The following is a 26,986-nucleotide window of genomic DNA, read 5'->3' on the forward strand; positions in this document are numbered from 1 at the left end:
AATCGTAAATTTTTAAAAACAATCAAATCTCCTGCAATTTACGGAACAAACAGGCATTCAGTTTTTAGGCGCTGCTGATGCATGGTTAAATTACAATCAGCTGATATTTTAGCTGATAAACTTGCTTTGTTGGTAACTTAACCTGTTTAATTGCAGTTGCTTATGCAAGATACGTTTTTGGCGCTGCTATTTATTAACAATAGTTTTCTTAAATTTAAATATTGTTACCTATAAAAAAGAAACACGATGTCAACACCTTATATTCCTTGTTTAGATCTGGGCTCCTACATTGACGGAGATGATACACAGCGTAAAAAATTCTCTGATGAACTGGGGAGAGCCTTTAATGATTCTGGTTTCGTAACCATTACCAATCACGGCGTAAGCCAGGAACTCATCGACAAATTGTATAAAAACATAAGGGATGCTTTCGGATTATCGCCCGAACAAAAAAAGAAATACGAAAAGGCAGATCTGGCCGGACAGCGTGGCTACACCAGTCCGGGTAAAGAGACTGCAAAGGGTGCAAAAACTGCCGACCTGAAAGAATTCTGGCAGATAGGCCAGGAAGTTATGGACAAAGATCCCATTAAAGCACAGTATCCGGATAATGAATACCTGGAAGAAATTCCGGAGTTCAATGAGGTGACCAGGGAGATCTATCAGCGGCTGGAAGCCAATGGCAAACATTTGTTGCGGGCCATTGCAACCTATCTGAACCTTCGGGTCGATTATTTTGACCAGCACGTACACAATGGCAATTCCATTTTAAGGGGGATCCATTATTTTCCCATTGAAAATCCGGACGCATTACCTGATGATGCGGTGCGTGCCGGTGCACATGAAGACATCAACCTGATCACCTTACTGATCGGTGCGAGTGCCGACGGACTGGAAGTGCTGACCCGAAGTAACGAATGGCTGCCCATTAAGGCGCAGCATACCGATATCGTGGTAAACGTAGGGGATATGCTGCAGCGCCTGACCAATAACAAATTGAAATCGACCACACACCGGGTGGTAAACCCGCCGCGCGAACTGATGAAGACCTCACGTTTTTCCGTACCCTTCTTCTTACATCCCAGAAGTGATATGGATCTGACCAGTTTACCTTCCTGTATTGATCAGGCACATCCTAAGGTTTACGAGGATATGACCGCCGGTGAGTATCTGGATGAGCGGCTGCGGGAGATCGGTCTCAAAAAATAAGGCGCTTGGCAAAGCAGCTGAATGAAATAGATGCGGAGTCTCTGACTTTTAAAGCCCGGGTAGCCGCACTGGGCAACCTGCCCGGATTTTTTAAACTGGTCTGGCAAACCAGTAAATGGATGACTGTTGGCAATTTTTTGCTGCGGATTATCAGATCAATGATGCCCCTGGCCATTTTATGGGTAGGTAAGCACATTATTGACGAAGTCGTCTTACTGGGCACCGGCAGGGCAGGTACCTCACAGGAATTCCTCTGGAAACTGGTCGCACTGGAGTTTGTCCTGGCCATTGCAACCGATATCTTAAACCGTTCTATTAACCTGATGGATGGCCTGCTTGGCGACCAGTTTGCCAATTATACCTCGGTAAGGATCATGAAGCATGCTGCAACATTAGATCTGGACCAGTTTGAAGATGCTGTTTTTTACGATAAGATGGAACGCGCCAGGCAGCAAACTGTAGGCCGTACGGTTTTGTTGTCCCAGGTGATGAGCCAGATGCAGGACCTGATTACCATGGGTTTTCTGGCGGTCGGATTGGTCGCATTTAATCCCTGGCTGATCCTGTTGCTCCTGGTTACCATCTTACCTGCATTTATTGGCGAATCCTATTTCAACGACAGGAGTTATGCCCTTTCACGCCGGCGGACGCCAGAACGCAGGGAACTGGATTATGTGCGTTACCTGGGGGCAAGCGACGATACGGCAAAAGAGATCAAAGTATTTAATCTTTCTGGTTTTATCATCAACCGCTTTAAAACGCTTTCAGAAAAGTTTTATGCAGAAAACAGGCAACTTTCACAGCGCCGGGCCCTATGGGGAACGTTTTTTTCCTTCCTGGGCAGTACAGGATATTACCTGGCCTACATTTACATCATCTATAAAACCATTACCGGTACAGTTACCATTGGAGAGCTCACGTTTTTAGCCGGCTCTTTCCGGCAGATGCGGGGATTAATGGAAGGTGTGCTGCTGCGGTTTACTGCAGTTTCCCAGGGTGCCATTTACCTGAGCGATTTCTTTGAATTTTTTGAAATTGAACCAAAGATCAGGAAGATGCAGGATGCAAAGCCTTTCCCAAATCCGATCAGGCAGGGCATTGTTTTTGAAGACGTGGGCTTTCAGTACGCACATTCTTCCCGCTGGGCAAACCGACATTTGAGTTTTAGCCTGAAGCCCGGTGAAAAGCTGGCCCTGGTAGGAGAAAACGGCTCTGGCAAAACCACATTGGTGAAATTACTGGCCCGGCTTTATGACCCGACAGAAGGTCGTATACTACTGGATGGTGTGGATTTAAAGGAATATGACCTGGATGAGCTGCGTTTAAATGTGGGCATCATTTTTCAGGACTACCTGCGTTACCAGATGACCTTGGCGCAAAATATTGCGGCAGGTAACATCAGCGAACAGAACAACAAGGCCCTGATCGAATCAGCAGCAAAACAAAGCCTTGCGGATACCTTAATAGAAAAACTGCCTGCCGGCTATGACCAGATGTTAGGCAAACGTTTTGCAAATGGGGTAGATTTATCCGGCGGCGAATGGCAAAAAGTAGCCCTGGCGAGGGCCTATATGAAGGACGCGCAATTGCTGATCCTGGACGAACCTACCGCCGCGCTTGACGCCAGGGCAGAATATGAAGTTTTCCAGCGTTTTGCAGAACTGACAAAAGGGAAATCAGCTGTGCTGATCTCCCATCGTTTTTCTACAGTAAGAATGGCCAACCGGATCCTGGTGCTGGATAAAGGGCAGCTGATCGAGATCGGAAGTCATGAAGAGCTGATCCTTAAAAAAGGGCGCTATGCAGAACTATTTGAACTACAGGCCAAAGGTTACAGGTAAACAGCGGGCTTAAATTCCGGTATCAATGGCTTTGTTGATGGCGTCCTGAATCCTTCCCCTGATTTTGAGTGTACCTAACTTTTCGCTTACGGTAGGGTTTACCCGGTTAGAAAGGAATATGTAAATCAGGCCCCGTACAGGATCCACCCATACACAGGTCCCGGTATAACCGGTATGGCCATATGTTTGCGGCGAAGCCAGTTCTGAAGGATATTTTTTGGTCAGGTCCGGATCCCAGCGATCGAAGCCAAGCCCACGGCGGCTGATGGTAGATTGTTTGGAGGTAAACAACTCCACTGTTGGACGTTTTATGTATTCTTTACCCCCGTAACTGCCTTTATTCAGCATCATCTGATAGATAATGGCGATGTCATTTGCATTGCCAAATAAACCGGCATGTCCTGCTACGCCACCCATCAGGGCCGCAGTAGGGTCATGTACATAGCCGTCAAGCAGCGCATTGCGGTCTTTGTCATTTTCTGTTGGGATGATCTGGTCCGGGCTAAAACGCTTAAGCGGTAAAAAGCCTGTTGTCTGCATCCCCAAAGGTTTGTAGAAATGTTCATCAACATACAGGTTTTCAGGTTTCGAAGTGATCGTTTCTACAATCTGCTGCAGCAGGCACATGCCAACGTCACTGTATACATATTTTCCTCTGGTCCTTAAAGGAGAATTCAGCATATCAGGCTGCATCACCTCTTTGAAATAATTTTTTCTGAGGTAATAATTTTCATTGACCTTGGTAGGAAAAAAAGCTGAAGAATCACTACTGTGATCTGAAGGTTTCACTTTGCCAAAAGTTTGAATATCAGGGATCAGCCCTGCCTGATGAAGCAGTAGTTCACGTACCGTAAGGCTGTTTTTATCTGTTGGCCGTGCAAGTGCCACATAGCTGCCAAATGTAGAATCCATACTTAATTTTCCTTCATCACTAAGTTTCATGCACTCCATGGTAGTCGCGGTTATTTTGGTCATGGAAGCAAGATCAAAAATGTCCGTCAGACGGTTAGGCTGTTGCTTATCATAGGTATGGTGCCCGTAAGCTTTATTAAAGATCACCTTGCCATCCTTAGCTACGAGTACCACCATGCCGGGGGCAGCACGTTCTCTTATGGCCTCCGCAGCAATCTTATCTATCTCTCTCAGGTTGTTTGCATTCACGCCTGCGTCTTCAGGCACCGTATATTTGAGGCGGGTGGCCACGGTATTGAAGCCGGATCCCCCGATATATTTGGGAGAATAACTGGCCACCAGTTTTTTACTGACACCAATTCCACCAAAGATCACCTGTGGCAATACCATTGCTGCCAGGGGTGTGTTTTGATCGGTCCAGATCAGTGGTGCTTTCAAGTCATCAAAAGCAGCTAAGCTGCGCCCCTCTCCGAGTAAGCATACAATTACCTGCTTGTTTTTAGTCAGGCTCCTGATAAACCCCAGATTTCTGGGATCACCGGTTGCCGTGGAAGGAATGGTAACAACAACTGTATTAAAGTATTTTAAATCATCTTCAAGACTGTTTAAAGTGGTTTGGGCTTGATAATCTGCCGATGAATAAGAGGCAACCCTAGCATATTTATTGAGCAGGCTGTCAAATACCTGCTGGCTGCCAAAGCCGAGGTTAACGGATGCGATGTTTTTCTTTTCCAGGTCTAATAGCGGAATGATGTTGTCATGGTTGTTTAACAGGATGGTATTGTTGCTGATCTTGTTTAAAGTAGCAAGCTGCTGCTCGTTTTGCCGGTGGTCTTGCGCGCAGGCACTAAAGGTAAGCAGGGCCATAAAACTGATCGTCATCAGGCCAGCGATGTTATTTTTTTTCATATACTTTTTCTCCATTGATATAGGTTTTTAGCACTTGTGTGTTTAGGATTTGTTTGGGGCTGGCCTTAAGCAGGTCATGATCAAGGATCACGAAATCCGCGAATTTTCCGACTTCGATACTGCCTTTTTCCTGTTCTTCAAAATTGGCTTTGGCAGCCCATATGGTCATGCCCCGCAGGGCCTCCTCTTTGCTCAGCCCGTTTTCTTTCTGAAAGCCTCCTTCCGGATAGCCCCTGGCATCCTGACGAAGCGTAGCAGCATAAAAAGTGAGCATGGGGTTAATCTGTTCTACAGGGAAATCTGTACCCAAAGGGATCCAGCCGTTTTGTTTCAGCAATTGTTTAAAAGCATAAGCCCCTTTCACACGCTGCGGGCCCAGACGGTCTCCGGCCCAGTACATATCAGATGTAGCATGAGTAGGCTGTACGGAGGGAATGATATTCGCCTTGCCGAAAAGATCGAAATCTTCGGGGGCAACTACCTGGGCATGTTCTATGCGCCAGCGTTTGTCGTTTTTGCCGCCCAGCACCTTGTTGTAGATTTTAAGAATGGTACGGTTGGCTGAATCGCCTATTGCGTGGGTGCACATCTGGAAATTCTTTTCTACCAGTTTTGTTGCCACTTCTTCAAAGTGTTTGGGATTTTGGAGCAGGAATCCGCTTTTGCCAGGCATGTCCTGGTAAGGATGGAGCAGACAGGCGCCTCTTGAGCCCAAAGCACCGTCGCCCATTACTTTGAATGCCCTGACATTTAAGCGCGGGGTTTTGATGGCCCCCCGTTTAAACAGGTAATCATAATTGGGCTTATGGTCAGACAGCATGACATACATCCGCATTTTGAGTTTGTCTTCTGCCTGCATTTTCTCCATCAGGTTTACCAGTTCGTAACCCGTTCCGCAATCATCAATGGTAGTCAGTCCTGCTGCAAAGCAGTTTTGCTGTGCATCCATCAGAATCTTTTCCATTTGTGGGACAGCAGGTGCAGGTATCTTATTTTCCACCAGGGAAGTTGCATTATCTATCAGTAAACCGGTAAGCTGGCCCTTCCTGCTTACAATTTCTCCACCGGTAAGCGGGTAACTTTTGGTGATCCCTGCTTCATCCAATGCTTTCTGGTTGGCAATTGCAGCATGGCCATCTATGCGGGTAAGCAGTACAGGTCTGTTTGGAAACAGCAGGTCTAGCTTTGTTTTATCAGGAAACTGTTTGCCCGGCCAGTCGTTCTGGTCCCAGCCATTCCCGGTCAGCCAGCCATCGGGATGTGTCCTGGCAAATTCACTGAGTCTTTTGCACACTTCTTCCCAGCTTTTGGCCTCCCGGAGGTCGGCGGTCTGCAATCCCTGTCCGTAGCCAAAAAAGTGTGCATGGGCATCAATAAAGCCCGGGTAAACCGCTTTTCCCAAAGCGTCAATTTCATCAGGTGCTGTATAAGACCTTCTGATTTCTTCTGTATTGCCGGCAGCAATTATTTTACCGTCTTTGACGGCAAATGCCTGCACCGTATCGAAAGCTTCGTTAACCGTGTAAACCTGTCCGTTGTATAAAATGAGATCGGCCTTTTGTTTGCTGCATGAACTGAAGAACAGTGCTGTCGCGGATAAAACTGTAAGAAAACCTTTCATAAGGCTAAGATAGCAAAAGCTTGCAAAGGACTGCAAATAACCGCAGGGTAATTTTTTAACTGTACGCCGACAAAATATTGTGCGATGAAATGAAGGATGAGGCTTATTTTGCCTAAATTAGCAGCTTTACCGAAGATAGATAAATGTCAGATATTATACAGCTTTTACCCGATAGTGTAGCCAACCAGATCGCAGCAGGCGAAGTGGTACAACGGCCTGCATCGGCAGTAAAAGAACTATTAGAGAATGCTATAGATGCGGGGGCAAATAAAATCCAGCTCATTGTTAAAGATGCCGGAAAAGCATTGATACAGGTAATTGACAATGGTAGCGGAATGAGTGTAGCTGATGCCAGGATGTGTTTTGAGCGCCATGCAACCTCTAAAGTGCGTAAGGCTGAAGATTTGTTTGCCATCCGGACCATGGGGTTCAGGGGCGAGGCCATGGCTTCTATTGCGGCCATTGCGCAGGTAGAGTTAAAAACCCGCAAACACGATGAGGAGCTGGGCACATTGATCGCAATAGAAGGCTCTGTGTTTCTCCAACAAGAACCGGTTGCCACGGCAGAAGGTACCAGCATCAGCATTAAAAACCTTTTTTACAACACCCCGGCAAGGCGCAATTTCCTGAAAAGCAACCCTGCCGAGATGCGACATATTATTGACGAATTTCAGCGGGTAGCGCTTGCGCACCCCGCCGTTGCTTTTAGCCTGCATCATGATGGGGTAGAAATCTATCGTTTGTCATCTGCCATTTTAAAACAGCGCATCGTACACCTGTTTGGCAACAATTACAACGAGCGTCTGATCCCGGTTGAGGAGGAAACCAGCATCATCAATCTGAAAGGTTATATCGGGAAGCCGGAGTTTGCAAAAAAAACAAGAGGAGAGCAGTTCTTTTTTGTAAACAACCGTTTCATCAAGGATGCGTATTTAAACCATGCCATTAACAAGGCCTATGAAGAGCTACTGGCAGATGATCATTTCCCGCTGTATGTGTTGTTTATTGATATAGACCCGGCAAATATTGACGTGAATGTGCATCCCACAAAAACAGAGATCAAATATTTAGATGAAAAATCTATTTATGCCATCCTGCATTCGGCCGTAAAAAGGTCTTTAGGTCGGTTTAACATCAGTCCGACGATAGATTTTGACCAGGAAACAGGCTTCAGCAATATGATCACGCATAAAGCACCTGAAGAAATTGTGCCGCCAAGTATCAGTTTTAACCCTGATTTTAATCCATTTGCTGAAGATAAGCCTGCCAGCTCCAGGGAGGCAGCTTATGCAAGTTTTCCTAAAAGTTATGCTGGCGGATCTGGTAATATGTCGCCCAGTACAAAGAACTGGGGTTCTTTGTACGAAATCGCCAACCATAAACCTGCCGAACAGGCAGCGATGAACCTGGTGGCAGATCAGCCCGAGCACCAGTTTAGTCCTGTGCAAAAGCAGCTGATGCAGCTGCACAACCGCTATATCATTTCACAGATCAAATCCGGCCTGATGCTGATCGACCAGCAGGCTGCGCACGAAAGGATACTTTATGAGCGCTTTACCCTTCACCTGGAAGACCGGAAAGGCGCTTCGCAGCAAAGTTTGTTTCCGCAAACCGTTACCTTAAGCCCTAACGATTATGAACTGGCAAAAAGTTTACTGGAAGACATTCAAAGCTTAGGTTTTGAAGTAAGGGAGTTTGGCAAAAATACCTTAGTGATTGAAGGGATCCCTGTTGATCTGGGCGGAAGCAATATTAACGAAACGCAATTGTTTGAACACCTGATAGAAGGGTTTAAAAACTCACAGCAGGAATTGAAACTGGATAAAAGAGATGCTCTTGCCCGGAGCATGGCCCGGAACAGTGCCATAAAAAACGGTACGGTATTGGGACAAGAAGAGATGAATACGCTGATAGAGCAACTTTTTGCCTGCAAAAGCCCTAACTTTAGCATCAGCGGCAAGCCGGTTATCCAAACCATTGGACTGGCAGAACTTGATAAGAAATTTGATAAATAGAGATAAATGAACAACATCCATATCCCACCTGTAGTCAAAAATTTGCTGATCATCAATGTTTTGTTTTTTGCGGCAAAGTACGTGATGAAAAATGCAGGAATTGAACTCCCCTATCATTTAGGGGCTTTTTACATTGACTCACAGTTTTTTAAAGCATGGCAACTTGTTACCTACATGTTTATGCATGGTGATCTGATGCATATTTTCTTCAACATGTTTGCTTTGTTTATGTTTGGGGGGATTTTGGAGGCCAGGTGGGGCGCTAAACGCTTTATTAACTTTTACCTGATTACTGGCCTGGGAGCTGTAGCGCTTCAGATGGGTGTGCAGGCCTATGAAGTTCATCAGATCACAGGACATTTTCTTGGAAATCCAATTGACTTGGAGCTTGTTCAAAACCAATATATCCAAGGAAATATTAACATCAATGGTATTTCAGATGCCCAAAAACAAACATTATTGGGTATTTATGGTTTTCCCATGGTTGGTGCTTCTGGAGCGGTTTTTGGTTTGCTGGTAGCATTTGGCATGTTGTATCCGAATACCGAACTTTACATTATGTTTATACCTGTTCCCATTAAGGCAAAATATCTTATCCCGGTATACATATTAATGGAACTGTCTTTAGGTGTAGCAAGAATACCAGGTGATTCAGTAGCTCATTATGCACACTTAGGTGGGGCCTTACTTGGCTTTATTTTGGTTAAGCTTTGGGGAGATAAAAATAACGATAGATTTTATACCTATTATGAATAATAACCTGATCAAAGATTTAAAGTATAAGGTATTCCAGTCGGGCAATCCGGTGTTCCTTTATATAGGGATCAATGTCCTTATTTTTGTTGCATTTGCGCTGATCAATATCCCCTTCTTTCTTTCGGGGAATGGCGGTGGCATTTATAGCGGATGGATCAGGGAATATGCAGGCTTTCCTGCTGATATTGCTAAACTGCCTGCGCGCTTCTATACCATTTTAACTTACCAGTTTTTTCATGACGGCCTGCTGCACATTTTATTTAACATGCTTTGGCTGTTTTGGATGGGCCGGATTTTTCTTGATTTTCTAAAGCCACGTCAGTTTCATTTTGTATACCTGGCGGGTGGTTTTGCCGGCGCCTTGCTGTATTTGCTGGCCTATAATGTTTTTCCCGTTTTTGCCAGCTCTGTATCACAGGCAACTGTAATCGGCTCTTCTGCATCAGTAATGGCAATTATTGTGTCTTCAGCCACTTTAGTGCCGGATTACAGCATCAGATTATTGTTTTTAGGAGATGTAAAATTGAAGTGTCTAGCATTGGCCTATATCGTACTGGACCTGATTGGTATTGCAACTACCGATGCTGGAGGAAGCTTTGCACACCTTGGTGGTGCTGTATTGGGTTTTAGTTATATCCGGCTATTGAAAGGCGGGACGGATTGGAGTAAACTGTTTAAACGTAAACCGAAATTAAAAGTGGTTAGAAATGAGTTTGCAAAGCAAGGAACTAAAAAAGCAGATGCGGTAAACCAGGAAGAGATTGACAGGATACTAGATAAAATTTCTAAATCTGGTTACGATAAACTGAATAAAGAAGAAAAAGAGACTTTATTTAAGGCGAGTAAACATTAATGAAGCGTTCAAAACCAACATTTATAGATCATTTAGTCCGGTTGTCGGCTATAGGCCTGGCCATTTGTCTGCTGCTGGGCTTATTGGCAGGCAGTATTGATCCGCGCAGTCTGCATCTGCTTGCTTTTTTCGGTCTGGCCTATCCCTATGTGTTGTTGCTGAACGTGTTCATGATGGTATGGTGGTGCTTGCGACGACGATGGCTGTTTGCTGTTTCTACACTGGCGATCATTCTGCTTGGCTGGACTTCATTGACCACAACTTTTGGTTTTACAGGTGATAAAGGCCTGGGGCCTAAAACAGATGCCGGATTGATCCGCATGATGACCTATAATGTGCATAGTTTTAAACCTTATGGAGAGGAAAAGGTAGAGTCGGTAAAACAACAGATGTTAAACCTGATAAAAAATGAAAATCCGGATATCATTTGTTTTCAGGAGTACTTTACCCGTAGAAAAGGCACTTTTGACATTACAGACAGCTTAAAAAAGATCTTAAATAATCCTTACTATTATTTTGTACCCTCTGCTGAGAACGATTATGAAGCAACGGGCCTTGCCATCTTTTCTAAATACCCCATAAAGCAAAAAGGGGAAATTAAATTTGAATATGGATGGGGTAATGGGAGCATTTTTGTTGATGTGGCAATCGGCACTAAAACCATCCGTATCTATAACGTACACCTGCAGTCCATATCCTTCCAGGAACAGGATTATATGTACCTGGACCAGGTTAAGTATAAGATGGAGCCTAAACTTTACGCCTCAAAAAGGATCCTTAAGATGTTAAGAAGAGCTTTCCGGAAACGGAGCGACCAGGTAGATGTGATGAAAGCACATATGCAAAGCTGTGCACTGCCTTTTGTGATTGCCGGTGATTTTAACGATACCCCGGCATCCTATGCCGTAAAGCAAATGACAAAATCATTAAAAAATACTTTTAAAGAACAAGGGACAGGGTTTGGGAAAACCTACAACGGTAAATTCCCGAATTTTCAGATCGATTATATAGCCAGCACCAAACAATTTGATGTGATGAACTACCGCATCATTGAAGCTAAATTGTCAGATCATTTTCCTGTTCGCAGCGATTTGAGATTAAACCCCTAAAATATTTACCTTTGCACAATGGATAAAGGCCTACACCTGTACAATACCCTTACAAGAACAAAAGAACTTTTTGAACCGCTCCAACCGCCTAATGTAGGCATGTATGTTTGTGGGCCAACTGTATACAGCGATGTTCATTTGGGCAACTGCCGCACCTTTATTTCCTTCGATCTGATATTCAGATATTTAAAATACAGTGGATATAAAGTGCGCTATGTGCGCAACATTACCGATGCCGGGCACCTGGAAGGCGACCGCGATGAAGGGGACGATAAGTTTGCAAAAAGGGCCAAACTAGAGCAGCTGGAGCCTATGGAAATTGTCCAAAAGTACACCCTGGGCTTTCATGATGTGCTCCGGATGTTCAATACGCTTCCACCAAGCATAGAGCCAACCGCAACAGGACATATTATCGAACAGATAGAAATGATTAAAATAATCATGGACAATGGTTATGCTTATGAAGCCAATGGCACGGTTTATTTCGATGTGGAAAAATACAGTGCCAGCTATAACTATACCATATTAACCAACAGGAACCTGGACGATATGCTGGCCAATACCCGCGAACTGGGTGGGCAGGATGAGAAGCGCGGACGGCTTGATTTTGCACTTTGGATAAAAGCCAAACCCGAAACCATTATGCGCTGGCCATCTCCCTGGGGTGTAGGCTTTCCGGGCTGGCATATTGAATGCTCGGCCATGAGTGCCAAATACCTGGGAGACGAGTTTGACATCCATGGTGGTGGAATGGACCTGGCTGCTACACACCATACCAATGAAATCGCACAATCGGAAGCCTGCAGCCACAAACAACCAGCAAAATACTGGATGCATACCAATATGCTGACAGTTAATGGGGCCCGCATGTCTAAATCAGCCGGTAACGGTTTTTTGCCTGCTGAGCTTTTTACCGGAGACCATCCATTGCTTGATCGTGGGTTCAGTCCGATGACCGTTAAGTTTTTCATGCTCCAGGCACACTACCGCAGTACACTTGATTTTTCTAATGAAGCACTGGACGCCTCGGAAAAAGGCTTCAGGCGCTTAATGAATGCGGTAAACCTCCTGGATAAGCTGGTGCCTGCTGCAGAAAGTGATTTTGAAATCGCACCGATAGCCGCAAATTGCATCAAGGCCATGAATGATGATTTCAACAGCCCTGTAGTGATTGCCGAATTGTTTGAAGCTACGCGCATCATCAATACGGTATACGATGGAAAAGGAAAAATATCCGCTGCAGAGCTGGGCAAGCTGAAAAAACTGGTGAGCGACTTTGTATTTGACATTTTTGGCCTGAAAGATGAAGATGCTTCCAATACAGAATTAAATGATGTACTGGAGATGGTGATCGACATCAGGAAAGCTGCCAAAGAAAATAAAGATTACGCTACTTCTGATAAGATCCGCCTTGGTCTGCAAAGTATGGGCATTCAGCTCAAAGACAGCAAGGAAGGCACCACCTGGAACAAAGTGTAACATTGTGCAATTGTTAATTACTTTTTAGATCAGAAAAACATCCAAACCCTATATTCGTACCATAACTATTTAAAACATGATGATGAACAAGTTTCTTTATACCCTTATTGCCGCTGCAGTTTCCCTGGGTGCATATGCACAGAAATCTGATGGAAGCACCAAATCGTTGGTAAAAGCCGAAAAAGAATTTGCCGAAAGCTTTGCAAAGCATGGCAGCAAAACTGCATATACCAGTTTTGCGGCTGATGATGGTTTGGTATTCAGGCCAAACCCGGTAAATGCAAAAACTTTTTATGGCGCAGAACCCGAAAGTAAGGACGTGAGCTGGACACCGGCTTATGCCAGGGTATCAAGAAGCGGAGACTGGGGTTTTACCACCGGTCCTTATACGGTAGCAGGCGATAAGCCAGCTTACGGACAGTTTTTGTCGGTATGGAAAGCAAAAGACGGCAAATGGGAACTGGCCTTAGACCTGGGAACTTCCAGCAATAAACCATTGAACAAGGTAAACCAGGAGTTCATCGAGCCTAAGGATTCTTATAAACCTAAGTTTTTGAACGATAAACAAAGAGCTGCGGGCGCAGATATTATTGCAACTACAGAGAAAACCTTAAATGCTTCCTTAAAATCATACGGTATTGCTGCCTTTGCAGGTTTCCTAAATCCCAATGCAAGGTTGTTGTTCCCTGGTTACGAGCCGATTATTGGCAAAGACAAGATCCTTCCTTTCTTCAACAGTATGGTCAGCAAGGTATCGTTTAAGACAACCAAAGTAGACAAAGCAGATGGAGGCGACCTGGCCTGTACCTATGGCATCGCCACGGTGGATTATAAGGCAGAGCTGAGAGAAAGCTTCAATTATGTGTTCATTTATGAGCGCCAGGCAGATCACAACTGGAACCTTATTGTTCAGGCGTTTGCGCCTGCAGAACGCTAAGCTGAAATGAAGCAATATAAAAGGCCGCCTGATTTTAGGTGGCCTTTTTTGTGGGGTATCCAATAAATCCTTATTTTATGCCGTTATTAGATCATAAATGAAGAAAACACTGCTGATTACGATACTGGCGATGACCTTACAGGTGCATGCGCAGAAATTTATGCTGATAGGGCACCAGGGTGCCAGGGGAATTATGCCGGAAAATACAATTCCGGGAATGATCAAGGCCCTTGATCTGGATGTCAACGTGCTCAATATGGGGGTAGTGATCTCTAAAGACGGTGAGGTGGTGCTCTCTCATGAACCTTATTTTAACAACGAGATCAGTACCCGCCCGGACGGGAAAGCCATTAGCTTTAAAGACGAGAAGAAGTACAATATGTTTGAAATGGATTATGAAGAGATCAGGAAGTTTGATGTGGGCAGCAAGTTACATAACCGTTTTCCGGGGCAGATGAAAATGAAAGTCTATAAGCCGCTGCTAGCCGAGACCATAGATTCTGTAGAATCATATGTAAAACAAAATAGGCTTGAAAAACCCATATATAATATTGAAACGGCCCTGATCAGAAAAGGCGATGGCATATTTCAGCCGGATGCCACAGTTTTCATTGAAAAAATCATGGAAATTGTAAAGGAGAAGAAACTGACTAAAAGAGTGATCATCCAGTCGCTGGACATGCGTACCCTTCAATACCTGCATGAATATTTCCCTTCTATAAAAACCTCGCTGATGATAGACGAGAAACAGGATTTTGAAGAAAGCATCCAGGCCCTGGGCTTTACACCTACCTATTACAGCCCATATTATGTGCTGGTAGGAAAGGGGCTTGTAGACCGCTGTCATGCTGCAGGCGTAAAGATCATTCCCTGGACAGTAAATACAGCGAAGGATATGAAATACCTGATTAACCTGGGTGTAGATGGGCTCATCACCGATTATCCCAACCAGTATACCCGCGTCATGCAGGAACAGTAATTTTAATAAAGGTTTTGAATGATATTTTCTACCGACAGGCCTTCAGCTTCTGCGCGGTAGTTGCGAACGATCCTATGGCGTAAAATGGCTTCAGCTACGGCCTGTACATCGGCAATGTCGGGGGCATATTTCCCGGAGATGGCCGCATGGCATTTGGCGCCGATAACCAGGAACTGCGAAGCTCTCGGGCCCGCACCCCAGTTGATGTACTTGTTTACTTCTTCCGTTGATAAACTGGTGCCCGGACGGGTTTTACTGACCAGCTTTACTGCATATTCGACCACATTATCAGTTACGGGGATATTCCTGATCAACTTCTGGAAATACTGGATCTGGCTGGCATTGATGATTTTGTTCAGCCTGACCTCATTATTACTGGTTGTGTTTTTGACAATGGTCAGCTCATCCTCAAAACTGGGATAGCTTAAATGTACATTGAACATGAACCTGTCCAGCTGCGCTTCCGGAAGGGGGTAAGTACCCTCCTGCTCAATCGGGTTCTGGGTAGCCAGCACAAAGAAAGGGTTGGGCAATACATGCCTTAAGCCTGCGGCAGTAACTGCTTTTTCCTGCATGGCTTCCAGCAAGGCGGCCTGTGTTTTAGGTGGGGTCCTGTTGATCTCATCAGCCAGGACGATGTTGGAAAATACCGGTCCGTTGATGAATTTAAAGTTCCGGTCCTCCCCCAGAATTTCCGCACCGATAATGTCACTTGGCATCAGATCTGGCGTAAACTGGATCCTGTTGAAGTTCAGGTCCAGTACATTTGCTACAGTTTGAACCAATAACGTTTTAGCCAGGCCCGGAACCCCAACCAGCAAACAATGCCCATTGCTGAAAATGGAGATCAGTACCGATTTGATGATGTCGTCCTGACCTATAACTACCTTAGCTATTTCAGCTTTGATATTGCTGTACGACTGATGCAGCGCATCAACGGCTTTAATGTCATTGTCAAACTGCATAAACGTTATTTTTTTGCGGCTTTGGAAGCGGCTGTCCAGATTTTCAGCTCATCACAGTCATCATAATCCTCATCAATCCGGATATAGGTATTTTCCCTTCTCTTTTCAAACCATTCACTTAAAATCTTGTCGGTTTTTTCCTGCTGGGCCTTTTCTTTAAACTTTGCATAATCCTGCTCCAGGTTTCCTTTGTGAGGAGGGATCTTGGATTTCAGGTAAAGGATCTTATAACCGTCCTTGCCACTCTGGTCTGTAAAAAGTGAAGGTGTAGACATGGAGCCAACCTTCATGGTATCTACAATCAGGAATACTTTAGGGTCCAGTTTATCGGCAGGGATAAAGGTAGTTCTGGCCGTAACGTTGTCGGCATACAGCAGCATCCCTCCATTATATTGTGATTCTTTATTGTCTGAATACAGGGAAGCAGCCGTAGAAAAAGGAATTTTCTTGTTTACCAGGCTTTTGTAGATCGTATCGGCCTGCAGTTTTACGCGGTCTAAACTTGCCGGGGTATTTTGCGGGCGGATCAGAATATGACGGGCCTGAACCTGCTCTCCGCGTCGTTCAACTACCTGTAAAATATGGAAACCATGCTCTGTTTCAAATACCGGCGACATTTCACCTGGTTTTAATTTGAAGGCCCATGCGGTAAATTCCTTTACCATTCTGGTACGGTCAAAAAAGCCCAGGTCACCACCATCAGGGGCAGATCCCGGATCTTCAGAGTACGATTTGGCCAGAAAAGCAAAATCTTCACCGCTCTTTACCCTTAAACGTAAAGCGTCAATCTTATCATAGTACTTTTGTTTCTCTGCTTTGGTCAGTTTAGGGTACATCACAATCTCCCCGATTTCAAACTCAGTAGGAATATCAGGCAGGCTGTCTTTCTGGTAGCCATCAAAATATTTTTTAACCTCCAGTGGGGTGATGCTCACATCTTGGGTAATCTTAGCCTGCATTTTATTAGAGATCAGCTGCTCCTTGATATCCGGCCTGATCTCGTCTTTATACTGCAATACTGATCTGTTCAGGAACTGCTCCAGACGCTCCTGCCCGCCAGCCTTTTGGATCTGGTAACGCATCCGTTTTTCCACTTCCTCATCAATCTGCGAATCATCAACCATAACAGAGTCGATCTCTGCCTGTTGTTTCAACAGTTTCTGGGCCAGCATCTGTTGCAGGATATAACATTTTACTTTTGGATCATCCGTATTGCCCGAATTCAGGAATTGTGCATACTGCTGATTTAAATCAGACAGCAGAATAATGTTGCCCCCAAGCACAGCCACTACTTTGTCTATGTTTTTCTTTTGTGCCTGCGTGTTTAAAAACAAGCAGATGAATCCGCTTGCCATCACTAAAAATTTCTTCATTATTTATTTATTCAATTGTATTCCTTTTGCAAATTTAATATTCTCCGGCATCTAATGGCAGCTTTAATCCAACTTTGCCAGTTTCTTTACTTCCGTCTGGTTAATTTTTACCGTATATTTCTTTCTCAATGCAGCGATCCAGTCCTTCTCCAGGCTGTCCTGATAGTCTGCAATCACTTTTCCTTTAAGCGCTTCAAAACTGCCGGGCAAATAACTGCTCTTGTTTTTATCATAAAAAAGGCGAAGCTGGGCCTCGTCGTTCTGGACCTTGTTCCATATTTTTATTTCAGACGCGTTAAACATCAATGCCGCTTCCCTGTATTCATTCCTGATCATATCATAAGCAGGATTGTTTTTAGCCGTCTTTTTTTGCGCATCCAAAGCCGCTTGGTAGTTTTTGATCTCTGTCAGGTAAGCCGTATCCCTATCCAGGCCCATTTCTCTCGCATCCAGCACTTTAAGTTTGAAATTGATATACTGATTTAAATAAGCTTCCAAATCTTTATAGGCAACATTGGTATGGCCCAGGTGGTTTTTTTTATAAAACCAGATGAACTCTTTATTACTTATAGGCTTTCCATTAATGCTTGCTACATTTTGTGCAAATGTAGCCTCCAGGAAAAGGCATAAAATAATAGCGCAATAAACTTTTCTCACAAAAGCGTGTATATTTTTAAGGCATAAAAGTAATAAATAAAGGCACTATAATAAGATATTTAACTAATTTTAACAGAAAAAAGATTCCCAGTAAAATTATCATGAATGGATAGCCTGTTAACCGCCGATAGCTCAGCCCTGTATTTGTTTTTTAACGATGATGTTTATTTGGTAAATGAGCCTGATCTGCAGCCAGCTGAGGCTGCTGCTCTGGTTGCGCAGGCCCCTGTCAGGCCCCTGGAAAACCCTGTGCCGGTTGCCATAGCCCAAGCTGAGGCAGCCGTTGTTCCAGAGGTAGTCAGCTTTAAATTCCTGGGTAAAAATAAGCGCAACATACTGATCCTGGTGAACGATGAACACAACGAGGTCAGCGATGAATTGGGGCGGGAGCTGCTCAGAAAGATTGTAAAATCTATAAACCTGAGCGCAAACGATTTTGCGCTGCTGAATTATGCCGCTTATAAAGACACAGGCTTTAAACAATTGATGGATTTTTTCTCCAGTACGCTGGTGTTTGCTTTTGGGGTAACCCCCAAGCAGTTGTCATTGAGCAGCCATCCTGAACATGCCATTGTGATGGAAGGCACAGTAAAAATGATCTTTTCAGCTGAACTTAGAAAGCTGGATCAAAACCCAGCGGGTAAAAAGGCATTATGGAGCTGCCTGCAAAATCTTGGATTATAATGAGAGAACTTGTATTTGCTACCAATAACCAGCACAAAACCCAGGAAGTACGTGAGCTGCTTTCTGCTCAGTATAAGGTACTCAACCTGCGTGATATCGGCTGTACCGTTGATATTCCGGAAACGGGGAGTACTTTCGCAGAGAATGCCGCGCTCAAAAGCCAGTATGTGGTTGACCATTACCAGTTAGACTGTTTTGCAGACGATAGCGGACTAGAAATCGAGGCTTTAAACCAGGAACCTGGGATCTTCTCGGCCAGGTATTCCGGGCTGAAAGACGACCAGGAAAATTTAAAGCTGGTGCTTCAAAAGATGGAAGGACAGGAAAACAGGAAAGCACGTTTCAGAACCGTAATTTCTTTAGTGAGGGGGAAGGAACATTTTTTGTTTGAAGGGCTGGTTTATGGAACCATCCGGGAAATCCCAGCTGGCAGTCAGGGATTTGGATATGATCCCATTTTTGAACCATCAGGCTATACCCAGACTTTTGCCGAAATGAGCATGGCCCAAAAAAATGAGATCAGTCACAGGGCATTGGCCATGGGCAAACTGATTACTTTTTTAAAGGAACAGGCTTAAGGGTATCCGTTTTCAGCGTATCTTTTTTTGGCAAAACTTTCAGTATACTGTCTGCCTTCGGTAAAATGTCTGTCTTTGGTAACCCAATTTTAACCCCCGTGCTGTCCTTTTCAGCTATAGGAATAGCTTTAACCAAAGGTTTGTCTGTTTTGTTTCCCGCTTTAGGCGATGATTTTGCTGCAGGCACAGCTTTCTTAGCTGCCGGTTTCGCTTTTGGCTTGCCATTGATCACTTCTTTTTTAGATAAGGGCCTTTGTTCCGGCCTCCAAGTAAAACCAGTTAAAAAGACCTCTTCCTTTAATTCCGGCATGGGTGTTCTTACCCCTTCAGGATCCCGTATGGTGATAATCCTTTCAATCTGTTTTTCTTTAAAGAGGATCTTTATCCTGCTGCTCACCGTTTGGTTCATATCGGTATACAAGCCTTTGTCATCCTGGTTAAAATAAATGCTTTCTGCATTTCCGTCCACAAACATGTTTTTGAGCTTCCCATCCTTAAAGAAGGCCGTAATGAGTTTTCCTTTGATCTGGTTATGCCTGACCGAATCGGCATTTACATTCACCAGGAAAGCTTTCTGCAAAACCTGCAGGGTATTCAGTTTTTTGTTTTTTAGCTGCAGATAAATCGTATCTCCGGTTTGCTGTGAACCTTCGGACCAAAGGATAGGATCTCTGTACCACCTCAAAGTAGAATCTGCACTGGTGTAGAACAGGGAATCGGCTTTAGCCTGCATGTTCGCCTTATAAACCCGTACGTTATGGTAAGCTTTGATGACCCTGGTCCTGACGGTATCTTCCGGGTTAAATGGAATCGAATCTTTCAGCAGGGGCTTTTTGGTCTGCACCTGGTTTGCCGCCTGCTTTGCGCCAGGCAACACGCCCTTGAGCTTTTCAGTATTCGCTTTCCCTTTTAGTAAAGTATCAGCCTTTGCTTTCAACGTTGGTACAGCCTTAATCGCTTTGGCCAGACTATCCTTTCCGGTCTTGATCAGGGAGTCGGCCTTTGAGGCAAGTAAGGAATCCTTTAGCTGCGGGGGTATTTTTTTAAGGAGCGTACTGTCCTTAGCTAAACTGTCGTTCAGGACAGAATCCCTGGCTGTATCCGGTATATTCTTATCCCGGTTTTTGTCCTTTTTGCGCTGCTTTTTATCCGGCTTTCCGGGTGCTTTTTTGGCCCCGGTTTCTTCTGTTGCCGCAGTTTTTTTTGTTGTACCAACCTTTGCTTCCTTTGGCCCTTCTTCTTCGTCAGCTTCGCCCAGTTCATTGTCCTTTTTGATCACGGGAGAGGAAATCAGTACCAGCGATTTTTTAAGGACCATTTGCGTTTCCAGGGTATCAGCTCCCATCCATAAGCTGTCTGGCTGCAATTTGTTGTTCACCTTTGTAGAATCAGCCGTTCCCATACCTACATATGGGTTTTTAGTCACCAGCGTTCGTTCATCCTTTTTGTAATAGAAACCCAGTTGCCCGTACATCACGGTTTTATCTGCCGTGTCTTTAAAAACAATATTCCTTACGGCTTTTCCATAGCCTGCAATTCCGTCATAATACAGGCTGTCGCCCTTCAGCGATTTGGTATTCATGGTATACAGGTTCTTTTTTCCAAAATAGGCATATTGGGTTTTGGTATTATAAGCCCCGTTTTCTGTATACAGGTTATCATCTTTGCCTTTAATATTGGTAGGGCCGTAAAAATAGGTCCAGTTGGTTAAGGTATTGTACCTTAAGGTATCAGATTTGATCACACTTTCCGGCGTCACGACCACCACGTTATACCTGAAATAAGCATCGCGGCTGTTGGAAAAATAATAGCCGTTCTTACTGGTCAGTGTGACGTCTTTGTTTACAATTTTACCACCGGTAACATAAGTTCCAACCTTCGTGGCCATATTGTAATCCAGGATATTGGTGGTCAGTGTATTTTCATTGTCCACCATCCGTACATTACTAGTCAGATGCGCAATTTTTGTGTTTCCGTTATAATTTAGGCGGTCGGAATAAATGTTGATGGTATCGGCCTGGTTGATGTGTACGTTTCCAAAAGCATCAAAAACATTCTTTGTAGGATAAAAAACCGCACTATCGCAGGTCAGGGTTGCATTGTCCTGCCTGAAAGTAGGCTTTCTCAAATAAGAAATGGGATTGTTTTTGTCTTTTCTATCTGTGTTTGTTGCGTCAAAGCGTTCAACATTGATCTTTGTCTTCTGCTGCGCAAGCACAGAGAAGGGGAACAGCAAGGCGATCAGAAAATAACGTAAGGTATGCACGTTGCAAATTTAGTTTTTTAATGTGTATAAAGTTACCATGAATTTTTATTCCTTATTTTTGAAACATGATACTCCTGCAAAACCTCGAATCTTTCATCCGCAAACATGCGCTTTTCCAGGCAGGTGATAAAATCCTGCTGGCAGTTAGCGGTGGTAAAGATTCTGTTTTGATGGCACATTTATTTAAACTCTCCGGATTCAATTTTGGTATTGCGCACTGTAACTTTAATTTAAGGGCCGCTGAATCACAGCGGGACGAAAGCTTTGTGAAAATGCTGGCTGCTACCATGGATGTCCCCTTTCATGTGGTTCATTTTCAAACCAAAACCTATGCTGCCAGCCATAAGCTTTCCACTCAAATGGCTGCCAGGAACCTGCGTTACGAATGGTTTGAAGAGATCAGGGCAGCGCATAACTATCAGGCGATTGCGCTGGCACAACATCAGAACGATGCCCTGGAAACGGTGCTGCTGAACCTGGTACGCGGCACCGGGATTGCCGGTCTGCATGGCATACTTCCAAAAAGAGGACGCCTGATCAGACCTTTGCTTTTTTTGACCAGTGCTGATGTTACGGTCTTAATTGATGCTTTTGGACTTGATTATGTAGAGGACAGCTCGAACAAAAGCACGGATTATGCCCGAAACAAACTCAGGTTAGACGTTATCCCTCATCTAAAAGAAATCAACGGAAACCTGGAAAGCACTTTTGCAGGCAATATTCAGCGTTTTGCAGAAACTGAACTGGTTTTGCAGAACGCAGTAGCCGGATTAAAGCAAAAACTACTGATAGAAAAAGAGGGCAAATTTTATTTGTCCCTGAAAAAGATAAAAGCGCTGAAACCCCAGCGTCTGCTGCTCTTTGAACTCCTGCGGCCTTTTAATTTTACAGAATATGTAGTAATTGAGCTTGCAGCCTCATTGGAAAAACAAAGCGGCACTTCTTTTTACAGCAGCTCGCACCGTGTTATTGTAGACCGGACCGCACTGATCATCAGTTCCATCGATATCTCGGATCAGCAGCTTGCACAGCAAACTATTCATAGCCGGGATACCTTAGTAAACCTGCCAGGCAGTCAGTTGCTGATATCCGGCACAACAGAACTGCAGTTTGAGCAGAACAGGAACAAGGCTTATGTGGATACCGCTCAGTTGCAATTTCCATTGGTACTGCGGAGCAGGCAGCCCGGCGACAGGTTTAAGCCAATGGGTATGAAAGGCTTTAAAAAACTGAGCGATTTTTTTATTGACGAGAAAATTCCCCTTAACGACAAAGATCAGGTCCCTGTGCTGGTAAATGGCAACGGAGAGGTCATCTGGATTGCCGGTTTAAGGCAGGACCACAGGTATCGCATTACTGCAAACACAAAAAATGTAACCATCTTTGAACTGAAGCAGGTACTTATTACAATTCCTAAACAAAATAAAGCTTAACTTTATCCACACCATAAAACACACGCATACATGGGGAACCGATACGCTTTTTTCGAAAAACAATACATTGGCCGCGATTACATCAGGATCTGTATCAGGCTGGTAATGGCGGCATTCTGTTTTGCTGCTTATGTTTATGAACGTGACCGGGACAATACGCAGGACCTGTTCCTGATCGTAGGCTTCGGTATCATCGGTGTTTCTATCCTCCTGCTTTTCCTGATCCAGTATAAAATCACCATAGACCAGAAAAAGATTGTCATCGATGGCCTTTGGTCAGCAAAAAAGGTAGAGATCGACCTGAACAGCATCGTTAAGGTCAGAAAAGACAAATACAGCAATTACCTGTTCAACAACCCGGTGTACAACCTGCACCGTAAAGGAAGCATAAGGTTTTATTCTTCTGGTAAGGATGCCGTAGTGTTAACAGACCGTGATGGTTTCGAATATTACATTGGCACCCAAAGGCCAAACGAGATGTACCTGGTCATTCAGGAAGAAATGAAAGTTAAATAATTGCAATTGTTTAACACAAAGCTCAGTTTAAGTGCAGTACTTTGCAGCATTAAAGAATATAAATGAAAATAGGTATTGTTTGTTACCCGACTTTTGGTGGGAGTGGTGTAGTAGCCACTGAACTGGGAAAGGCACTTGCCGACGAAGGTCATCAGGTACATTTTATCACATACAGCCAGCCGGCACGTCTCGACTTTTTCTCTGCCAATCTTTTTTATCATGAAGTATCCGTAAGGGATTATCCTTTGTTCGACTATGCGCCTTACGAATCGGCGCTGGCCAGCAAACTGGTAGATGTGGTCCGTTTTGAACAACTCGATATCCTGCATGTGCACTATGCCATACCACATGCATCCGCTGCATTTATGGCCAAGCAGATCCTGGAAACCTATGGTATCTATATCCCTTTTGTAACCACCCTGCACGGAACGGACATTACCCTAGTAGGAAAAGATCCGACCTATAAACCTGTAGTTACCTTTTCCATCAACAAATCAGATGGCGTAACCACGGTGTCCGAAAGTTTAAAGAAAGATACAGAAGAGCACTTTGAAATTACCAATGAGATCAGGGTCATCCCTAATTTCATCGATTTTACCCGTTTTAGCTTAAAGCCTAAAGATCATTTTAAAAAAGCCATCGCACCAAATAACGAACGCATCCTGATCCATACTTCCAATTTCAGAAAGGTAAAGCGCACAGCCGATGTGATCCGGATTTTCCAGAAAATCCAGGAAAAGATCCCTTCTAAGCTATTAATGGTAGGGGATGGCCCGGAGCGCGCTTACGATGAACAGCTCTGCAGAACACTCGGTATCGGCGAACACGTCCGTTTCCTGGGTAAACAGGATGCTGTGGAAGAGATCCTCTCCGTATCCGACCTGTTTTTAATGCCTTCAGAGTCTGAAAGTTTTGGTTTGGCTGCCTTGGAAGCCATGGCGTGTAAGGTTCCTGCCATTACTTCTAATTCAGGCGGGCTGCCGGAGCTCAATGTTGATGGTTTCTCGGGTTTTATGAGCAACGTGGGCGATGTGGAAGATATGGCCAATAAAGCCATTCATATCCTGGAAAGCGATGAGGTCTTGAAACAGTTTAAAGAAAACGCATTTGCAAGGGCAAAGGATTTCGACCTGAAGAAAATCCTTCCCGATTATGTGAACTATTACAATAAAGTTATTGAGGAATCGCGCAAATTACACGGCTGCAACAGGGAGGCTTAAAATCTATTTAACCGCTGTGAACAGCAAACAAACCGGCGCACCGATGGCTATTCTTTTACCGGTATCCTTTAAGGTGCCGGTTTTTTTATTGCGCTCAAAAATCACTACCTCATTAGTGTACTGATGCCCAACCAGTAAATACTTCCCTGTCGGATCGATACTGAAATTTCTTGGCCCCTTGCCCATCGTACTGACGGTTTCTACAAAAGAGAGTTTGCCATCAGGCTGCACGGCAAATGCAGAGATGGTATTGGCGTCGCCGCGGTTGGTTTCATATACAAACTTGCCATCGGGCGATACATGGATGTCGGCGCCGTCAATTCTTCCCTGAAAATCTTTGACCACTGTTCCGATCTCCTGGATTTTGTTCAGATTGCCATTGGCATAGGTAAAAACAGTGATGCTGCCATTAAATTCATGTGCCAGATAAGCGAATCTGCCATTTGGACTAAATGCAAGATGCCTTGGCCCACTGCCGGGAGTTGTTTTTATCGTTTTTTTTACCGTTAGCACCTGCGCCTTGCTTGCGGGGTCATAATTGTAGAGGTATACCTGGTCTTCACCAAGGTCTGTACATACGATGTATTTTTGGTCTGGCGTAAACTGTACCTGGTGTGCATGGGCACTTTCCTGACGTTTTTTAGGGTCTATGCTTTTGCCGGTATGTTGAACAAGCTGTTTCAAAGGGCTTAATGAACCGTTTTTTTCAATGCCGAAAACAGACATGCTGCCACCTCCGTAATTGGCGGAGAAGACATTTTTTCCATTGGCGGCCACAAAACAAGGCCCCTGACTAGTAGTGGTCTGCTTATTTAAAAAGCTAAACCCACCTTTAACTCCGTCAAAAGCAAAAGCCGCCACAGCACTGTTACCAGGAGCCTCCGCTACCGAATAAACAAATTTGTTGTCTTTGCTTACCGCCAGGTAACTGGGGTTGGTCACATCTTTGGCCACGGTCCTGAATTTGAACTCAGCGGTGTTTACATCAAAGCTATAGAGGTAGATCCCCTCACTTTTACCCGGACTGGTATACGTTCCGATAATCAGATTATAGTTATTTTTTTGTGCAAAGCCTTGCAGCGTACAAAAGGTAACCAGTAAAAGTGAGCAGATCTTATTCATATATATTGTTTATTTAATCAGGTGCTTGATCTGGATCAGCTCATGCTCTTCCAGGAAACGCCATCTTCCACGCGGAAGGTCTTTCTTGGTCAGGTTACCATATACCACACGGTCCAGTTTTACCACATCATATCCCAGGTGTTCGAAAATACGGCGTACAATCCTGTTTTTTCCGCTGTGGATCTGGATGCCTACCTCACGCTTGGAGCCACCAGTTACGTAAGATACAGAATCTGGTTTAATCATTCCATCTTCCAGCTCCAGTCCGAACTGAATTTTGTTCAGATCACCCTGGCTCAGGCTTCTGTTCAGTTCCACATGATATATTTTGGTGATGCCATTTTTCGGATGAGAAAGTTTGTCTGCCAGTTCACCATCATTGGTCATCAGCAATAAACCGGTGGTATTCCTGTCTAAGCGGCCTACGGGGTAAATGCGTTCTCTGCTGGCTTTTTCTACCAGCTGCATTACTGTACGGCGTTCCTGTGGATCATCAGTTGTAGTGATGTAATCTTTAGGCTTGTTTAACAATACATAAACCTTCTTTTCACGTTTAAGGAGTTCGCCATTGTAGCGTACCTGGTCTTTAACCGGGTCAATTTTGTGCCCAAGCTCAGAAACAACTTCCCCGTTTACAGAAACTACGCCAGCTTCAATCAGTTCATCTGCCTTACGGCGCGAACAGATACCTGAATTGGAAATGTAACGGTTTAAACGGATCAGGCCATCATCTTTTGGTGCAGGAGCATTTTTTCTGCCCCGCATGGTTGGCGCCTTTTCCGGGCCATTCCAGGTATTGTTGCGTTCCTGGCGGGATGCGCTTGCGGAGCGTTCCGGACGATCGCTGCGTTCAGTGCGTTCCGGGCGGCCTTCCCAAGGCTTAAAGCCTTGTTTGGCTTGCTCGTCTTCCCTTTTTCTAAATGGCCTGCTGTCAGTGCTTCTTGGGCTCTGACTTTTTTTATCATCAAATTTCCGGAAAGGTTTATCCCCTCCCGTACTAAAATTATCTTTCTTTATGTAACTGCGTTTACTTTCTCCGGCTGGTTTTTCTCTTGAACCAAAGCTTTTCGCATCTCCATCTCTTCCTGCCCTTGGCTTGAAATCACTACCTGAACTTCTTGGCCTGAATTCTTTTGCATCATTTTCAGTTCTTGGCTTATAGCTTCTTGAATCACCTTCTTTGCCTGCTCTTGGCTTATACTCTTTTTTGTCGCCGGCTTTTGTTCCCCTTGAGGCACCAAAGGCTCCCGGAGTTCTCGGTTTAAATTCCTTTGCATCGCCAGCTTTATTTTCTTTCCCTTCTTTATCCTCAAACTTGCTTTTCCCCTTGTATGAAGATGCTGCTCCATCTGGTTTTTTGCTTGTTGTGCTTCGGTTTCCCGGTTTGGACTTGTCATCCCGACTGTTCCTGTTGTTATTTTTGATCATGATACGCTTTTAGCCGCATAATTTATGCGGCGACAAAATTACATAAAATTGCGCTGATTCGCAATTTTAGTATCCGGAGCTGCGGGAGGCAAGCTGGATTTAAGGGATGATCATTGCCCGGTGG

22 protein-coding genes are annotated in these 26,986 nt (G+C 44.5%); 14 read left to right on the forward strand and 8 right to left on the reverse strand.

Annotated features, from left to right (window positions below; genetic code table 11):
• Positions 1–246 precede the first annotated feature (246 nt).
• Both R2Q85_RS20485 and R2Q85_RS20490 read left to right on the forward strand, forming a co-directional pair.
• Positions 247–1,209, forward strand: a complete 963-nt coding sequence (locus tag R2Q85_RS20485; RefSeq protein ID WP_316813662.1) for an isopenicillin N synthase family dioxygenase — start codon at positions 247–249, stop codon at positions 1,207–1,209.
• Between the two features lie 5 nt (positions 1,210–1,214).
• Positions 1,215–3,050 (forward strand): ABC transporter ATP-binding protein, encoded by a 1,836-nt coding sequence (locus tag R2Q85_RS20490; RefSeq protein WP_316813663.1) that lies wholly within the window; start codon positions 1,215–1,217, stop codon positions 3,048–3,050.
• A 9-nt stretch (positions 3,051–3,059) separates the two neighbouring features.
• Here the strand turns inward: R2Q85_RS20490 and R2Q85_RS20495 are convergent, their stop codons facing one another.
• Both R2Q85_RS20495 and R2Q85_RS20500 read right to left on the reverse strand, forming a co-directional pair.
• Positions 3,060–4,886 carry a serine hydrolase domain-containing protein gene (locus R2Q85_RS20495; RefSeq protein ID WP_316813664.1) on the reverse strand — a complete coding sequence of 609 codons (1,827 nt, stop codon included), beginning with the start codon at positions 4,884–4,886 and terminating at the stop codon, positions 3,060–3,062.
• Complete coding sequence (locus R2Q85_RS20500) at positions 4,858–6,492, reverse strand: amidohydrolase (protein WP_316813665.1); 1,635 nt, start codon at positions 6,490–6,492, stop codon at positions 4,858–4,860. The genes R2Q85_RS20495 and R2Q85_RS20500 overlap by 29 nt, the downstream gene beginning before the upstream one ends.
• Positions 6,493–6,635: 143 nt before the next feature.
• Between R2Q85_RS20500 and mutL the strand changes: the two genes are divergently transcribed.
• The 7 genes from mutL to R2Q85_RS20535 all read left to right on the forward strand — a co-directional run bounded on the left by mutL (position 6,636) and on the right by R2Q85_RS20535 (position 14,620).
• Positions 6,636–8,507 carry a DNA mismatch repair endonuclease MutL gene (mutL, locus tag R2Q85_RS20505; RefSeq protein WP_316813666.1) on the forward strand — a complete coding sequence of 624 codons (1,872 nt, stop codon included), beginning with the start codon at positions 6,636–6,638 and terminating at the stop codon, positions 8,505–8,507.
• Positions 8,508–8,513: 6 nt separating this feature from the next.
• Complete coding sequence (locus tag R2Q85_RS20510) at positions 8,514–9,263, forward strand: rhomboid family intramembrane serine protease (protein ID WP_316813667.1); 750 nt, start codon at positions 8,514–8,516, stop codon at positions 9,261–9,263.
• Positions 9,256–10,116, forward strand: coding sequence for a rhomboid family intramembrane serine protease (locus R2Q85_RS20515; RefSeq protein ID WP_316813668.1), 861 nt, complete (start codon positions 9,256–9,258; stop codon positions 10,114–10,116). Before R2Q85_RS20510 ends, R2Q85_RS20515 begins: the two co-directional genes overlap by 8 nt.
• Positions 10,116–11,225, forward strand: coding sequence for an endonuclease/exonuclease/phosphatase family protein (locus R2Q85_RS20520; RefSeq protein WP_316813669.1), 1,110 nt, complete (start codon positions 10,116–10,118; stop codon positions 11,223–11,225). Before R2Q85_RS20515 ends, R2Q85_RS20520 begins: the two co-directional genes overlap by 1 nt.
• A gap of 18 nt (positions 11,226–11,243) precedes the next feature.
• The gene (gene cysS / locus R2Q85_RS20525) at positions 11,244–12,704 is read left to right on the forward strand and encodes a cysteine--tRNA ligase (RefSeq protein ID WP_316813670.1); all 1,461 of its coding nucleotides are present in this window, start codon (positions 11,244–11,246) and stop codon (positions 12,702–12,704) included.
• A gap of 76 nt (positions 12,705–12,780) precedes the next feature.
• Complete coding sequence (locus R2Q85_RS20530; RefSeq protein WP_316813671.1) at positions 12,781–13,641, forward strand: DUF4440 domain-containing protein; 861 nt, start codon at positions 12,781–12,783, stop codon at positions 13,639–13,641.
• Positions 13,642–13,738: 97 nt separating this feature from the next.
• On the forward strand, positions 13,739–14,620 hold the full coding sequence (locus tag R2Q85_RS20535) for a glycerophosphodiester phosphodiesterase family protein (protein WP_316813672.1): 882 nt from the start codon (positions 13,739–13,741) through the stop codon (positions 14,618–14,620).
• A 2-nt stretch (positions 14,621–14,622) separates the two neighbouring features.
• On the opposite strand, the gene R2Q85_RS20540 is transcribed toward R2Q85_RS20535, so the two are convergent.
• The 3 genes from R2Q85_RS20540 to R2Q85_RS20550 all read right to left on the reverse strand — a co-directional run bounded on the left by R2Q85_RS20540 (position 14,623) and on the right by R2Q85_RS20550 (position 17,615).
• Positions 14,623–15,585, reverse strand: a complete 963-nt coding sequence (locus tag R2Q85_RS20540; protein WP_316813673.1) for a MoxR family ATPase — start codon at positions 15,583–15,585, stop codon at positions 14,623–14,625.
• Positions 15,586–15,590: 5 nt separating this feature from the next.
• A complete protein-coding gene (locus tag R2Q85_RS20545) occupies positions 15,591–16,958 on the reverse strand; it encodes a peptidylprolyl isomerase (RefSeq protein ID WP_316813674.1) in 1,368 nt (455 codons plus the stop codon).
• Between the two features lie 63 nt (positions 16,959–17,021).
• Positions 17,022–17,615, reverse strand: coding sequence for a hypothetical protein (locus R2Q85_RS20550; RefSeq protein ID WP_316813675.1), 594 nt, complete (start codon positions 17,613–17,615; stop codon positions 17,022–17,024).
• Positions 17,616–17,720: 105 nt separating this feature from the next.
• Here R2Q85_RS20550 and R2Q85_RS20555 point away from each other — a divergent pair, with 105 nt between their 5' ends.
• On the forward strand, positions 17,721–18,299 hold the full coding sequence (locus tag R2Q85_RS20555) for a hypothetical protein (RefSeq protein WP_316813676.1): 579 nt from the start codon (positions 17,721–17,723) through the stop codon (positions 18,297–18,299).
• Positions 18,299–18,877, forward strand: coding sequence for an RdgB/HAM1 family non-canonical purine NTP pyrophosphatase (rdgB, locus tag R2Q85_RS20560; protein WP_316813677.1), 579 nt, complete (start codon positions 18,299–18,301; stop codon positions 18,875–18,877). Before R2Q85_RS20555 ends, rdgB begins: the two co-directional genes overlap by 1 nt.
• On the opposite strand, the gene R2Q85_RS20565 is transcribed toward rdgB, so the two are convergent.
• The gene (locus tag R2Q85_RS20565) at positions 18,852–21,143 is read right to left on the reverse strand and encodes an OstA-like protein (RefSeq protein WP_316813678.1); all 2,292 of its coding nucleotides are present in this window, start codon (positions 21,141–21,143) and stop codon (positions 18,852–18,854) included. The two genes, rdgB and R2Q85_RS20565, sit on opposite strands and share 26 nt — an antisense overlap.
• Before the next feature lie 65 nt (positions 21,144–21,208).
• Here R2Q85_RS20565 and tilS point away from each other — a divergent pair, with 65 nt between their 5' ends.
• The 3 genes from tilS (at position 21,209) to bshA (ending at position 24,312) form a co-directional block, all read left to right on the forward strand.
• On the forward strand, positions 21,209–22,576 hold the full coding sequence (gene tilS / locus R2Q85_RS20570) for a tRNA lysidine(34) synthetase TilS (RefSeq protein WP_316813679.1): 1,368 nt from the start codon (positions 21,209–21,211) through the stop codon (positions 22,574–22,576).
• Between the two features lie 30 nt (positions 22,577–22,606).
• A complete protein-coding gene (locus R2Q85_RS20575) occupies positions 22,607–23,092 on the forward strand; it encodes a hypothetical protein (RefSeq protein WP_316813680.1) in 486 nt (161 codons plus the stop codon).
• 62 nt (positions 23,093–23,154) lie between these two features.
• A complete protein-coding gene (bshA, locus tag R2Q85_RS20580; protein WP_316813681.1) occupies positions 23,155–24,312 on the forward strand; it encodes an N-acetyl-alpha-D-glucosaminyl L-malate synthase BshA in 1,158 nt (385 codons plus the stop codon).
• A 3-nt stretch (positions 24,313–24,315) separates the two neighbouring features.
• On the opposite strand, the gene R2Q85_RS20585 is transcribed toward bshA, so the two are convergent.
• Both R2Q85_RS20585 and R2Q85_RS20590 read right to left on the reverse strand, forming a co-directional pair.
• Entirely contained in the window at positions 24,316–25,434 is a 1,119-nt protein-coding gene (locus R2Q85_RS20585) for a lactonase family protein (RefSeq protein ID WP_316813682.1), read from the reverse strand.
• 9 nt (positions 25,435–25,443) lie between these two features.
• Complete coding sequence (locus R2Q85_RS20590; protein WP_316813683.1) at positions 25,444–26,862, reverse strand: pseudouridine synthase; 1,419 nt, start codon at positions 26,860–26,862, stop codon at positions 25,444–25,446.
• Between the last annotated feature and the right edge of the window lie 124 nt (positions 26,863–26,986).

Source organism: Pedobacter heparinus, assembly GCF_032678725.1.
Classification (GTDB): domain Bacteria; phylum Bacteroidota; class Bacteroidia; order Sphingobacteriales; family Sphingobacteriaceae; genus Pedobacter; species Pedobacter heparinus_A.